The sequence below is a fragment of the Vibrio antiquarius genome (assembly GCF_000024825.1).
GTDB classification, from domain to species: Bacteria; Pseudomonadota; Gammaproteobacteria; order Enterobacterales; family Vibrionaceae; genus Vibrio; species Vibrio diabolicus.
In genome coordinates this window covers 1573008-1586625 of sequence record NC_013457.1, presented here as the reverse complement: position 1 = coordinate 1586625, position 13618 = coordinate 1573008, and the positions used below count along the sequence as shown (strand labels likewise).

11 protein-coding genes are annotated in these 13618 nt (G+C 45.6%); 8 read left to right on the top strand and 3 right to left on the bottom strand.

What is annotated here, in order from left to right; translation table 11 throughout:
• Window positions 1-85 precede the first annotated feature (85 nt).
• From VEA_RS23665 to copI, 5 genes are all read left to right on the top strand, one after another.
• Window positions 86-505, top strand: coding sequence for a hypothetical protein (locus VEA_RS23665; protein WP_081441256.1), 420 nt, complete (start codon window positions 86-88; stop codon window positions 503-505).
• A gap of 217 nt (window positions 506-722) precedes the next feature.
• Entirely contained in the window at window positions 723-2144 is a 1422-nt protein-coding gene (locus VEA_RS21950; protein ID WP_006742106.1) for a TolC family protein, read from the top strand.
• 102 nt (window positions 2145-2246) lie between these two features.
• A complete protein-coding gene (locus VEA_RS21945) occupies window positions 2247-3962 on the top strand; it encodes an efflux RND transporter periplasmic adaptor subunit (RefSeq protein WP_012842451.1) in 1716 nt (571 codons plus the stop codon).
• 2 nt (window positions 3963-3964) lie between these two features.
• Complete coding sequence (locus tag VEA_RS21940; RefSeq protein WP_006742108.1) at window positions 3965-7105, top strand: efflux RND transporter permease subunit; 3141 nt, start codon at window positions 3965-3967, stop codon at window positions 7103-7105.
• A 63-nt stretch (window positions 7106-7168) separates the two neighbouring features.
• On the top strand, window positions 7169-7735 hold the full coding sequence (gene copI, locus VEA_RS21935; RefSeq protein ID WP_006742109.1) for a copper-resistant cuproprotein CopI: 567 nt from the start codon (window positions 7169-7171) through the stop codon (window positions 7733-7735).
• Window positions 7736-7833: 98 nt separating this feature from the next.
• Here copI and VEA_RS21930 read toward each other — a convergent pair whose 3' ends face one another.
• Complete coding sequence (locus tag VEA_RS21930; protein WP_041853165.1) at window positions 7834-9183, bottom strand: ferredoxin reductase family protein; 1350 nt, start codon at window positions 9181-9183, stop codon at window positions 7834-7836.
• A gap of 239 nt (window positions 9184-9422) precedes the next feature.
• On the opposite strand from VEA_RS21930, the gene blaCARB reads away from it, so the two are divergent.
• Together blaCARB and VEA_RS21920 are read left to right on the top strand one after the other, a co-directional pair.
• Complete coding sequence (gene blaCARB / locus VEA_RS21925) at window positions 9423-10274, top strand: CARB family carbenicillin-hydrolyzing class A beta-lactamase (RefSeq protein ID WP_012842449.1); 852 nt, start codon at window positions 9423-9425, stop codon at window positions 10272-10274.
• A 292-nt stretch (window positions 10275-10566) separates the two neighbouring features.
• Window positions 10567-11616, top strand: coding sequence for a sensor domain-containing diguanylate cyclase (locus VEA_RS21920; RefSeq protein ID WP_006742172.1), 1050 nt, complete (start codon window positions 10567-10569; stop codon window positions 11614-11616).
• A gap of 118 nt (window positions 11617-11734) precedes the next feature.
• Here the strand turns inward: VEA_RS21920 and VEA_RS24100 are convergent, their stop codons facing one another.
• Entirely contained in the window at window positions 11735-11887 is a 153-nt protein-coding gene (locus tag VEA_RS24100; RefSeq protein WP_005375418.1) for a hypothetical protein, read from the bottom strand.
• Window positions 11888-12132: 245 nt separating this feature from the next.
• On the opposite strand from VEA_RS24100, the gene speG reads away from it, so the two are divergent.
• Window positions 12133-12672, top strand: a complete 540-nt coding sequence (speG, locus tag VEA_RS21915; RefSeq protein ID WP_041853120.1) for a spermidine N1-acetyltransferase — start codon at window positions 12133-12135, stop codon at window positions 12670-12672.
• 48 nt (window positions 12673-12720) lie between these two features.
• Here speG and VEA_RS21910 read toward each other — a convergent pair whose 3' ends face one another.
• A complete protein-coding gene (locus VEA_RS21910; protein ID WP_006742174.1) occupies window positions 12721-13518 on the bottom strand; it encodes a hypothetical protein in 798 nt (265 codons plus the stop codon).
• Window positions 13519-13618 lie beyond the last annotated feature (100 nt).

Below are 13618 nucleotides of genomic sequence, written 5' to 3'. Positions count from 1 at the left end.
GGTATAATCCTTGACTTTACCCCTAGGGTAACCTTTATTATTTAAGGGTTACTCGATATATAAGCTCATTTTGACTGGAAACCGTATGCGTCTGAAATCATTGCATACAATTTGGCTAACGTTATGTACAACGCTGATACTACTGGTATCTAGCGTGGTTAACAGCGCGCCTTTAATGAGTATCAAAATGATGTCGAGTGATGTCATGATGTCAGCTCACATGACGGAAATGGCAAGCGAGAACGATCACTGCGGCTCCCCGAGTATGAGCATGGAGATGGCCTCATCGTTGAGCTCCGACTCTGCAGAGATGACCATGAGCTGTGTTGATGGCTCCGGTATGATCCACAATTGCTGTACAGCATCTTGCTCATTCGTTTTTGTCCCATTACCCGTCACCGACAGCCAGCTCTTCCCATTGGCTTGTCGCGCATCCATTGCCTCAGAAATTACCGCACCAGTGGTACAAGTCACCCATGATTTGTATCGGCCTCCGATAGTTTAATCCATACAAAGCATTCGACCCTGCATCGCTTTGCAGGCAGTTTCTTTGCGCCCAACTGATAGCGTACTTACCTCAGCTATTCGCTCGTAACTCCATTTGTTACCTGCTATTTAGCGATAAAAAAGTGCGTCATCCGTTTGGCAAATACCAACGCTCTCCCGCTCGGTTCAATCGATCCGAAACGCAAAAGAGCTTGGTATCAATTTGGATGTAAATTATGGAATTCAACCCAAATCGCTTAGTGGCACCAGTATGCTCACTGGCTCTGGTTGCCCTACCTGCTTTCAATGTGGTGGCACAATCGCCAGCCAATACGAAAGCACAACAAGAAGCGCAAGCTCAATCAATCCAAGCTCAGTCAACCAATGAGCTAGCAAACCTCATTAGCGTTGCGTTGAGTAACGATGGAAACCGTAAGCAGTTCTATGCTCAATCGGAAGCAATGCGTGAAACAGGCGTAGCCAGCGCAACCTTGATGGACCCGAAACTGAAAGTCGGTTTTGGTGGTTTGCCTGTCGATAGCTTCAAATTTGACGAGGATCCGATGACCAATATCTCCGTCGGTTTGATGCAACAGTTCGAACGTGGCTCGACGCTCAATCTTCAACAAAAGAAAGCCAATCAACAAGCCGATGGTTTGTCGTTGCAAGTTCACGCACGGGAGCTTGAAGTGGCAAACAGCATGACTCAGCTTTGGTTGGAGCTGGGCTATCAGCAGAAAGCAGAGCAAATTTTGCTAGAAAACCGTCGGCTCATGACGGAAATGGAAAACTTCATTCAAACCAATTACTCAATCGGCAAAAGCGAAGCGCAAGATTTACTGAATGCACAGCTTCAAGTGAGTAAGTTGGATGAAAAGCTGCAAGCCAACGCACAAATGCAGCGCCGTTTGGTCTCGCAACTCTCAGAATGGTTGGGCTCGGACTGGCTCAATACCTATACCCAAAACGGACGCTCAACACTTCAAGCCAGCAACACACTGACTTGGGCGTCATTAAACCAAAAGTTGTCTGCAAATAACGAAACGACCAAGCACTACCAACAGTTGAGTGAGCACCCGATGGTGAAAATGGCAGACGTAAGTATTTCTGCCAATGAAACTCAAGTGGACATTGCAGAGCAAGCTTACACGCCTCAATTCGGTGTGGAAGTGATGTACGCCTATCGTCAAGCCAACAATATGAAAGGCGAACCTGCATCGGATTTGGTGAGCGCGTATCTCACAATGGACATTCCCCTGTTCACTGGCAATCGCCAAGACCGCAACTTAGCCGCCGCTCAGTATCAAGTGGGTGCTGCTCGCTCACAAAAAGATACGTTACTGACTCAGATGAACGCGAAGGTCAACACATTGCTGGTTGATCGCGCCAACTTGAGTCAGCGTTTAGAGCGTTATCAATCCACCTTACTTCCCCAAGTTCAAGCTCGTATTCACGCGGTAGAAAGGGGTTATCAAAACAACACCGCACAGTTTAACGACGTGATCATGGCAAGCACAGACGAGCTGGCGCTAAAGCTCGAACAGCAACGTCTTATTACCGATTTAAACATCGTAAACAGCAACTTAGCGGCTTTATTGGGTGGTTTCGAATATCAAGTATCCGCACCCAACATCACGACTGAAGCAAGCGCGAACTAAAACAAAACATGAGAGAACCCAAGTTTGGGGACGATGGCGAATGCACACCAATAAACAATCAACATCGCTGTCATGCCTCATGGGGAAAATAAGGAATTAGGAATGAGTTCAAATTCAATCAAGATAGCAACCATCGCTCTGCTTGTTGGCGGGGCACTAGGGTTTGGCGTTAATCAGTACCTATCTGGTGCAAACCACGACATGAGTGGCTCAGGAGCTAACGCTGCAAGCAGCTCAAACGAGCCACTCTATTGGGTTGCTCCAATGGATCCAAATTATAAGCGCGACAAACCGGGCAAATCGCCAATGGGCATGGACTTGATCCCAGTGTACGCCGAAGATCTCGCAGGTGAACAAGACAAACCCGGCACGGTAAAAATTGACCCATCGGTTGAAAACAACTTAGGTGTAAAAACCGCTCAAGTCTCTTTAGAGCAACTTTCACCTCGAATTGAAACTGTCGGATATATCGCATTTGACGAAAGCCATTTGTGGCAAACCAACGTTCGCGTGGCGGGCTGGGTTGAAAAGCTTTACATCAATGCCGTGGGTGAAAAGGTCAACAAAGGCGATGTGCTGTTCACGCTGTATTCGCCTGAGCTAGTCAAAGCACAAGAAGAGCTACTGAACGCCTACCGAACTGGGCGTAATGGTCTGGTGAAAGGCGCGACAGAACGTTTAGTGACACTGGGTGTTGATCGTTCTCAAATCAGAGCCATCACTCAACGCGGGAAAGCATCGCAAACTATTGAAATTAAAGCTCCGGAAGATGGCGTCATCGCGAGTTTGAACGTTCGTGAAGGTGGTTACCTATCCCCTGCTCAAGCGGTGATCAGCGCGGGCCCACTTGAAAATGTATGGGTGGATGCCGAAGTATTTGAGCGCCAAGCTCACTGGATGAAAGCAGGAAGTAGCGCCACTATGACGCTTGATGCTATTCCAGGCAATGAATGGAAAGGGGTTGTCGACTACGTATACCCTATTCTGGATCCTAAAACTCGTACCTTGCGTGTACGCCTCAAGTTCCCTAACCCGAATGGCGATCTTAAACCTAATATGTTTGCCAACATTGCCCTTCAACCAGTCACTGATAACGCAGTTATGACGATTCCTAAGTCTTCCGTTATTCGATCCGGCGGTATGACCCGAGTCGTGTTGTCTGAAGGCGATGGTAAATACCGCTCAACGCGCATCAAAGTTGGGCGTGAAGCCGACGACAAAATCGAGGTGCTACAAGGTCTGTCTCAAGATGATCGCATCGTAACCTCTGCACACTTTATGTTGGATTCGGAATCGAGCCAAACGGCTGATCTATCCCGTATTTCATCACCTACTGAAGCCAAAGTAGAAACAGTTTGGGCTAAGGGTGAAATCACCGATGTGATGAAAGATCACCGTATGTTGACCATTAATCATCAGCCCGTAGCAGAGTGGAATTGGCCGGGTATGGTCATGAACTTTACCCTCGCAGATGACGTTGATGTGGGCACTCTGCAAAAAGGCCAAGCTATCGAGTTTGAAATTCAGAAAACAGAGTCCGGTCAATATGAAGTCGTTGACTACAAAACCGATGACAGCGTTGTCGTGACTGACGTATGGATTACCGGAGATATCAGCATGTTGATGGCGGATTTTGGGATGATAACTCTCAACCACCTCCCAGTTGCAGAATGGAACTGGGAGGCAGGAGAGATGAACTTCTCTGTGGGTGATGAAGTGGATCTATCCGGATTCAAAGAAGGTCAGAAAGTACGGTTTTTAGTTGAAAAACAAGGAGCTGACTACGTCTTGAAGCAACTTGAAGCGGTTGAGGGCTAACTATGATTGGAGCAATAATCCGCTGGTCGATCAAAAACCGTTTCATGGTTTTGATCGCTACCTTAGCGCTTGTTTTAACCGGACTTTACAGTGTAAAGAATACACCTGTAGACGCCATTCCGGATCTTTCTGATGTTCAAGTGATCATCAAAACAAGCTACCCAGGCCAAGCACCTCAAGTGGTGGAAGATCAAGTTACTTATCCGCTAACCACCGCCATGCTCGCCGTACCAGGAGCGGAAACCGTTCGTGGTTATTCATTCTTTGGTGACTCATATGTTTATATCATTTTTAACGATGATACCGACATGTATTGGGCACGTTCGCGCGTTTTAGAGTACCTAAGCCAAGTAGCACCTAAATTACCACCGAGTGCAAAACCGACATTAGGACCAGATGCAACGGGTGTGGGCTGGGTCTACAGCTATGTACTGCAAGATAAAACTGGCAACCATGATCTTGCTGATCTACGCAGTATGCAAGACTGGTTCTTGAAATATGAGTTGCAAACCGTCGATGGCGTCTCTGAAGTCGCAACCGTTGGCGGTATGGTGAAGCAATATCAAGTTCAGATTGACCCAGCTAAGCTACGTGCTTACAACCTGACACTGCAACAAGTGAACATGGCGATCCAAAACGGCAATCAGGAAACGGGCGCCTCTGTTGTTGAAGTAGCAGAAGCGGAACACATGGTTCGCACTACAGGTTACCTAACGAGTATTGAGGATATTGAATCACTCCCGCTCAAAGTGACAGAGAAAGGTACACCGCTCTTACTGGGCGACATTGCCGACATCAACTTAGGTCCGCAAATGCGTCGCGGCATCTCTGAGCTTAACGGCGAAGGTGAAGCGGTTGGTGGCGTTATTGTCATGCGATTCGGCGAAAACGCGAGTGAAGTCATCAGCAAAGTTAAAGACAAACTGGAAGATTTACAGCGCAGCTTACCGGATGGTGTAGAAATCGTGCCTACTTACGATCGCTCCACGCTGATTAACGCTGCCGTAGAAAACTTGTGGAAGAAATTGGCGGAAGAATTCATTGTCGTGGCGATTGTTTGTGCCCTCTTCCTATTTCACATCCGTTCGTCTTTGGTTATCGCGCTGAGCTTGCCCGTCGGTATTTTATCCGCGTTTATCGTCATGCATTCTCAAGGCATTAATGCCAACATCATGTCGCTCGGGGGGATTGCCATCGCCATCGGTGCTATGGTGGATGGTGCCATCGTAATGATAGAAAACGTCCACAAGCATATTGAACGAACGCCTCTCACGGATAAGAACCGCTGGCAAGTGATTGGCAAAGCCGCTGAAGAAGTGGGCGCGCCCCTGTTCTTCTCACTACTTATCATCACGTTAAGCTTTGTGCCAGTATTTGCACTGGAAGGTCAAGAGGGCAAGATGTTCTCCCCTCTCGCCTTTACTAAAACTTATGCAATGGCCGCAGCGGCAGGTTTGGCAATTACCCTCGTACCTGTGCTCATGGGTTATTTCATCCGTGGCAACGTATTACCAGAACATAAGAATCCAGTAAATAGAGGCTTAATTGCGCTGTATCGCCCGTTGCTGAATACCAGCCTCAAGTATCCTAAGAGTATGATCGTTATCGCTTTAGGCCTAATGGCGTCAGCTTACTATCCAACCAGTCAACTGGGTAGCGAGTTCATCCCACCATTGGATGAAGGCGACTTGATGTACATGCCGACTACGTATCCGGGAATCTCGATTGGTAAAGCACGTGAACTAGTTCAGCAAACCAACAAGCTGATCAAAACCGTACCGGAAGTCAAAACGGTTTGGGGCAAGATTGGCCGTGCGGAAACGGCCACCGATCCTGCACCACTTACCATGATTGAAACAGTTATTCAGCTAAAACCTCACGATCAATGGCGTGAAGGCGTGACGACAGAGTCGTTACGCAAAGAGTTCGATGAACTGATTCAGTTTCCGGGACTCACCAACGCTTGGGTAATGCCAATCAAAACGCGTATCGACATGCTAGCGACCGGTATTAAAACGCCAATTGGGATCAAGATTGCAGGCCCAGACCTGAAAGAGATCGAAAAAATTGGTGCTCAGCTGGAACCTATTCTTAATAGCGTTCACGGCACCTCATCTGTATATGCCGAGCGTGTAGCCGGTGGCCGTTACGTAACAATCGACATTAAACGCCGCGCTGCTGCGAGATATGGCTTAAGCATCAAAGACGTTCAGCAAGTCATCTCAACCGCTGTTGGGGGTATGAATGTTGGAGAAACCATTGAAGGCTTGGAACGCTACCCGATTAACGTTCGCTACCCGCAAGACTACCGTGACTCGGTTGTTAAACTGCAAAACCTACCACTGGTAACCCCCAACGGCGCACGCATCGCACTCGCAGACGTGGCAGATATTCGTTATGAAGATGGTCCACCGATGATCAAAACCGAAAACGCGCGTCCAAACGGTTGGGTTTTCGTGGATATCGAAGGTCGTGACCTAGGCTCATACGTCGTGGAAGCACAACAAGTAGTAGCAGATCAACTTGAATTACCTGCGGGTTATTCGCTGGCTTGGTCAGGTCAGTACGAATACATGGAACGCGCCAAAGACCGCTTAAGTGTCGTAGTACCAATCACTATTGCGATCATCATGATGCTACTTTACTTCAGCTTCCGCCGTGTAGGTGAGGTGCTGATCATCATGCTGACGCTGCCTTTAGCAATGGTTGGTGGCTTATGGCTGATGCATTATCTGAACTACAACTTCTCTATTGCCGTGGGGGTTGGGTTTATCGCACTCGCCGGCGTTGCGGTGGAGATAGGCGTCATCATGCTGGTGTATCTCAACCAAGCATGGCACCACCGAAAACTGGATGCAGAAGAGAAACAACGACCGCTTCAAGCGCGGGATCTTACAGACGCAATTCGCGAAGGTGCTGGCTTACGTGTGCGGCCTGTCATGATGACCGTATTAACGGTAATCATTGGTCTTATTCCAATCATGTACGGTGAGGGAACCGGCTCTGAAGTGATGCAACGCATCGCTGCACCGATGATTGGTGGCATGGCCTCTGCCCTGCTGTTAACGCTGCTTGTGCTACCTGCCATCTTCAAGCTGTGGAAACAGCGTGAAGTGAAATCAACTCAACACCAAGATAAATAACAACGAGCGCCATTATTCAGAGAGTAATGGCGCGATAGCTCATTGATAGTAAAGGAAATCAACATGAAAAAGACTCTTATCACTTTTGCTCTAACCATGGTATCGGGTGGCGTATTTGCTCAAATAGATAACTCAAACATGAACCACGAAAATATGGAGCATGGTCAAATGGATCACGGTTCCATGAACATGGATAAAATGCCGATGGATCATGGAAAAATGGATCATTCTGGTATGAGCGGCATGCCGGGCATGTCAGCGGTTGGTATGCCTGCAAATGGCGCAAAACCAGACAAAGTCGTTCATGTACTCTTAACGGATGATATGAAAATTACATTCAAAAAAGATGTGACAATAGAACCGGATGATGTGGTTCAATTTGTGGTAATGAATACAGGCAAAATCAATCACGAATTTACCATTGGCTCAGCAGAAGAACAGCTTAAACATCGTGAAATGATGAAAACCATGTCTGGCGATCACATGCATGACTCCGGCAATGCTGTCACTGTTGAACCAGGCAAAGCGAAACAACTCTTGTGGCACTTCCATGGCGATAAAAATGTAGAGTTCGCGTGTAATATCCCCGGACATGCAGAAGCCGGCATGGTCAAAAAAGTGGAACTGTAGTGAGACCGGATTAACGTATTAACACGGTTCATAGACGTTAAACGTAAATACAAAAGGAGCTAATATCAGCTCCTTTTTATTTCGCCCCAAATGCTAGATTATCGCATCACAAACAGCTCTTCATGATAGTGATGTTCTGTATCAAAACGATATGCCTCTAACTCTTTTTTCAGGGTTCGAGAAAATACCTCCGGTCCACAGAAATAAAACTCATAACGCGATAAATCGCCGCATTCCTTCGCAATTTGTTCAACATTAAGTCGAGGTGAAATCGCAGTATCTATCACGTTCAGTTTCACTTGTGCCTGACGCGCAGCATTCCATAGTTCATCCACTAAATGACTATCTAAGCCACGTGTGCAATAAAACAAATGCACTGGCGGATGTCTTTTTAACGCTTTCAATGAAGATAAGATAGCAAAGAACGACGCTATCCCGACACCACCAGCAACCCAAACTTGCGGCTTGTTGACATCAAACTCTAAACGCCCATACGGTCCTTCAACAACAACCTCATCGCTCGCTTTCACGCGCTGGTACAAATTGGTCGTGAAATCGCCTAGCTCTTTGATCAAAAAGCGAATCTCTGGATCGTGCTCACCTGAAACAATCGTAAACGGATGCGGATCTTCATTACCAAAACGAACATAAGCAAACTGCCCGGCTTTGTGTCCTTGCCAAGGTTTTCCTTGACCGTTATTGCTTGGCGCCAAAACCAGCTCCATCACGCGCGCTTGAGGGAAGTAGCGAGTCGACACCACTTTGGCGGGATAGCGATTCGCTCGTCCGACAAAGCCAAACAAACTATAAACGGCAGCCGCAGAGCCCGTCAATGCAAAACCAAAAGCGATAAAATGAATGGGATCGCCCCAGTACGCGTGCTTGATCAGCAAAACGGAGTGAACAGCAACCATCAAATACACCACAGCCATTAAACGATGGGATAACTTAAACGGTTTGTATTTAACAACAGTCCAGAGTGACACTGCCAGCAATACCAATAGAAAATAAAAGCCCCACTCACCTAAATCCAAGCCTATATCACGCAGTTCTTTAACCCATAACTCAAAACCAACGAAGTTATTGCCTGATGGCCCAGCTCCAGTGTGTTTTACTGGTTTTTCCAACCAACCAGCAGCAACGAGCCACTTCGGCACTTTATACATAAGCCAATGGATCACACCCAAACTGACGCCTGCTATACTTAACCACTTGTGTACTCGATATGCCTTGTCCATGCCATGAACCCATTGCTCTATCACAGGTAAGCGCAGCGCCAGCACCATCGCAATAGACATCAAAGCTAACGACAAAACACCAGAATATTGAATAAGCGCGGAGCGCCATTGGAAGAATTGGGTCGAGGAAAGCAGTTGCGGTTCACTCATCCACCACAACACAGACACGGCGGCAATTATCATCCATACAAAATTTCGTACAGTTTTCATGAACATCACTCTCAAATTGACGACAACTCTAGTTTAGTTTTTCTAGCGTAATGCAACGTCAATATTCGTAAAGTTGAGTAAACCCACAATATACCTAAGGTCAATAACAAACTTGGAGGTATTGCGCAGAATCCTACAAAAAATCGACATGGATTTAACAGTGGTTAGAGTATTCGCTCGTTATAGTTTGCGTAACATCGCCACAGTGCGAACCAAAACCAAAATGAAGAACACGACGCATGAAAAAGTTATTTTTGTTGGCTGGGCTAATGGTTTGCTCAACCCTAAGTTACTCTTCCCAACTGAATGAAGACATTTCTCTCATCGAACAACAAACCTCAAGCAGAATTGGAGTCTCGGTTTGGGATACGCAAACCGATGAGCGCTGGGATTACCGTGGCGATGAACGCTTCCCACTCATGAGCACATTCAAAACCTTGGCTTGCGCCACAATGCTAAGTGATATGGACAGCGGTAAGCTAAGTAAAAATGCGACCGCGAAAATCGATGAGCGCAGCATCGTTGTGTGGTCTCCAGTGATGGACAAACTCGCAGGCCAAAGCACACGCGTAGAGCACGCTTGTGAAGCCGCGATGTTGATGAGTGATAATACTGCTGCCAACTTAGTATTGAATGAAATCGGCGGCCCTAAGGCCGTGACAATGTTTCTGCGATCAATTGGTGATAAAGCGACGCGCCTAGATAGATTAGAACCACGTTTGAACGAAGCGACACCGGGAGACAACCGCGACACAACCACACCTAACGCCATGGTAAACACTCTGCGAACCTTGATTGAAGGAGAAACGTTGTCTTACGAGTCTCGCGTGCAATTAAAAATCTGGATGCAGGACAACAAGGTTTCAGACTCGTTAATGCGTTCAGTATTACCAACAGGTTGGTCTATCGCCGACCGCTCTGGTGCGGGTGGTCACGGTTCGCGTGGTATTAACGCAATCATATGGAAGGAAAACCATCGTCCTGTTTACATTAGTATCTATGTCACAGAAACCGAGCTATCACTGCAAGCCAGAGACCAGCTCATCGCGCAAATCAGTCAGTTGATTTTACAGAAATACAAAGATAATTAATTCACTGCTTACGTATTTACTTTCCTAAGTTCACCCTCTTTGCCCTTCTCTTCCCTGAAGGGCTTTCCTATTCTTTGGTTCTACCTCAAAAACACCCCTTATTGAGTAATGACTTACTTATAAATAGGTATAACATTTATTCATTTAGGCGTGAGTTAACGCCCACATTAAGCAATTGAACACACATGGATGGCGATAAATAAACCATAATCTTACGTAGAAACGCATTTTTCTTGAAAATAGCTTCGTGTAACTTATTGTTGGTATTTGCAACATCGCAAGGAGATGTCTATTGAGACTTGAAAGAACTTTTAACCCTGATGACTTATCGATGCAGAATATGGAAAGTCCGATCTGTATGCCGATAGGGTTTGTTCACTTTTTAGCTCAATCGGAAACATTGCAGCAGGTGCTTGATACGGTCGCAGAATGGATAAATCGTATATTCAATTCCGACCGCGCGAGTATCACGCTTTATGAAAATGATGATCATCTAAAGGTCTACTCTTTCTCTGGTAATAAAGCGATTCCGGCTGAATTCTTGGTACCTATTCACCGAGCTTTTGTTGGCCGAGTGTTCAAAAAACAACAACTGATGATCTGTGACGATGTCACTCAATCTGATGAGGTCGATTGTGTGATGCTGGCATCCAATGGCATGGGGACGTGTATGGATGCGCCTTTAATGCACGGTAAAGTCTGTTTGGGCACGCTTAATGTTGCACATCATCAAACGCACACTTATACAAACGAACAAGCGGCACAGCTTCAGTGCATCGCTAACTGGATTGCTTTAAACATTGCTCTTCATATACAAATTATGAAAATGGAGCATCTCGCCACAACGGATGATCTGACTGGCATTCCAAACCGCAGAGAATTCATGCGACAAATCGAAAGCCGCTTGACTGAATACCGCACCCAAGGCATTGACTTCCATGTTGCTATTCTAGATTTAGACAACTTTAAGAGCCTTAATGATCGGTTTGGTCATGATGCTGGCGATAAATCGCTGATCCATGCAGTCAACACCATTCAAAGTCATCTACTTGACTGTGACTTACTTGCCAGAGTTGGCGGTGAAGAGTTTGCCATCGTACTAAGAAGCCGGTCATCGCAAGAAGCCCTAAACACATTAGAAACGATTCGCAATGCGCTAGAAACTACGACGATTCAACACTCAGGTCGTGATATGAGCTTTACCGCTAGTATTGGTGTAACTCAAGTCTGTAGCTTGGATGACTCGTTTGAACCACTCGTAAAACGCGCCGACTTAGCCCTTTACAAAGCTAAAGAAACCGGTAGAAACCGTGTTGAGGTTCATAAAACAGAAGAAAACTAGAAAAGAGAGTGATAAAAAAGGTAGCGACTTGTTGCGCTACCTTTTATAAATTCTAACCCGCCTAAAATAAGTAATACGAACTTTAAGCCAGTTTAGAAATAAGAGTGAGCAAATTTAATTATGCTTTCTTAAGATCTTTAGCTGGGTAAGTTAGCGTTTTCTCGCCTGCTTTTACGTGTGTGTAAAAACCGCCACTGCTTAAACCTGTAACAACCATTTCGCCAAGATCGATACCTTTAGTCGCTACTACTACGTCACCGATTGAAAACATATTGAATACCTTGTTTATTTAGATTAAGACACTAAGTCGTTGCGCGGTATTTAATATGATATTAGGCAAACCACCTAATCGAATTTTTTATCGTAAAGATTAATTTTTATTTGGCGTGAACTCTAAGTTTCCATATTGAAAAAACCACAATATTTCCCAAAAACAGATGCGCTATTCTTGTTAAATACGTTAAGATTTTCTAGCATCAATTGCGGAGGTTTACTCCGCCTCATTGGAGATAAATGATGAAGAAAGGCCTAAAAATGCGTGCACTAGAACGCTCTGATTTGCGCTTTATTCACGAACTAAATAACAACCGAAATATCATGGCCTACTGGTTCGAAGAGCCTTATGAATCTTATGATGAGCTCGAAGAACTGTACCGAAAACATATACATGATGACGCAGAAAGACGCTTTGTGGTTGAAGATGAAGACGGCATAGTGATTGGATTGGTCGAACTTATTGAGATCAACTACATTCACCGAAGCGCTGAGTTTCAGATAATCATCGCCCCAGAGCATCAAGGACGAGGTTATGCGACAGAGATGATTAATCGTGCATTGGATTACTCCTTCTCGATTCTTAATCTACGTAAAATATACTTATTGGTCGCAGTGGATAATGAAGTCGCTATTCATTTATATAAGAAATGTGGTTTTATTGAAGAAGGCCATTTAGTAGAAGAATACTTTATTAACGGAGCCTATAGCGATGTTAAGCGCATGTATATATTAAAACACCAATATCAGAAAAAGATCGAAGAAAAGAACGCGATTCACTAATTTATTCCATCAAAGTAAAAACGCAGCCATCGTTGCTGCGTTTTCAATTTACTCAAATTGATATTGGTAAGATAATGCGACGCGCCTATCTGCCTCATCTAAATACGTGTTGTTGTCCATGACAAACGTCATTACGTTAAACGAGTGACGTTTATTCACGAGATAACCAAGGCCGATACCACCAAAGAAGCCTTTGTAGTTCTCTCCTTCACTGTTTTCTGAGCCGTAAGTGCCTGCTGCGAAGCTGATTAACGTCAGCTCTTTGGTAAACGATTTCAGCGCAAATGCACCAACGTAACCGCTGCTGCCTGAAGAGCTCATCATATTGAAGCCATTCTCTGCACTTGGAGTGCCCGTAAAGTTAGGCTCGCTACAGTTGCTGCCTGCTGCACCGTCACAAACAGGAACATCACCAGTGTTGTACGTATAGCCAGCCATTGGGAAAATTTGGAAGCCTGCTGGCTCAATCCCGAAATAACTTAGCGGCATAAAGGTACCAACGCTGTAGTTGGTTTGATCCGCGCCGTTTACGTATTCATTTTTACCGAAGTTGAAGTTCACGATACCGACCGGAAACAACCACGAGCCACCAATACGCCACTCGCTCGCATCATCATTGATACGCAGGTTAATTTTGCGCGCTTGGTCAAGCGCAAGTGAGCCCGAGAATGAGATGTTTTGATCATCAAAATCGTAGTTGTTTGCGTACGACGCGCCAAATTTCGTAATGACTTTTGTTGGGTCATCCGCCAACTTGTTTTTATTGTCTTTTACTCGGTGATCGGCACCATGAGCCAGCGTACTGACCAACAAAGTCGTACACACTAACGCTAGTTTATTTTTCATTTTTTAGTCCTTTGAGATGTTGAATACCCGCACTTAGCTGCGCAGATACTTTTTGAATCATCACTCACTGGATGTGACAAAAGCGCCCTAACTACCTTAG

What these genes read in the sequence shown, in the direction of transcription:
- VEA_RS23665 (WP_081441256.1), top strand. Translation starts at nt 86, where the DNA reads ATGCGTCTGAAATCATTGCATACAATTTGGCTAACGTTATGTACAACG.
- VEA_RS21930 (WP_041853165.1), bottom strand. Translation starts at nt 9,183, where the DNA reads ATGAAAACTGTACGAAATTTTGTATGGATGATAATTGCCGCCGTGTCT.
- VEA_RS21910 (WP_006742174.1), bottom strand. Translation starts at nt 13,518, where the DNA reads ATGAAAAATAAACTAGCGTTAGTGTGTACGACTTTGTTGGTCAGTACG.
- VEA_RS21950 (WP_006742106.1), top strand. Translation starts at nt 723, where the DNA reads ATGGAATTCAACCCAAATCGCTTAGTGGCACCAGTATGCTCACTGGCT.
- copI (WP_006742109.1), top strand. Translation starts at nt 7,169, where the DNA reads ATGAAAAAGACTCTTATCACTTTTGCTCTAACCATGGTATCGGGTGGC.
- VEA_RS21945 (WP_012842451.1), top strand. Translation starts at nt 2,247, where the DNA reads ATGAGTTCAAATTCAATCAAGATAGCAACCATCGCTCTGCTTGTTGGC.
- VEA_RS21940 (WP_006742108.1), top strand. Translation starts at nt 3,965, where the DNA reads ATGATTGGAGCAATAATCCGCTGGTCGATCAAAAACCGTTTCATGGTT.
- VEA_RS24100 (WP_005375418.1), bottom strand. Translation starts at nt 11,887, where the DNA reads ATGTTTTCAATCGGTGACGTAGTAGTAGCGACTAAAGGTATCGATCTT.
- blaCARB (WP_012842449.1), top strand. Translation starts at nt 9,423, where the DNA reads ATGAAAAAGTTATTTTTGTTGGCTGGGCTAATGGTTTGCTCAACCCTA.
- speG (WP_041853120.1), top strand. Translation starts at nt 12,133, where the DNA reads ATGAAGAAAGGCCTAAAAATGCGTGCACTAGAACGCTCTGATTTGCGC.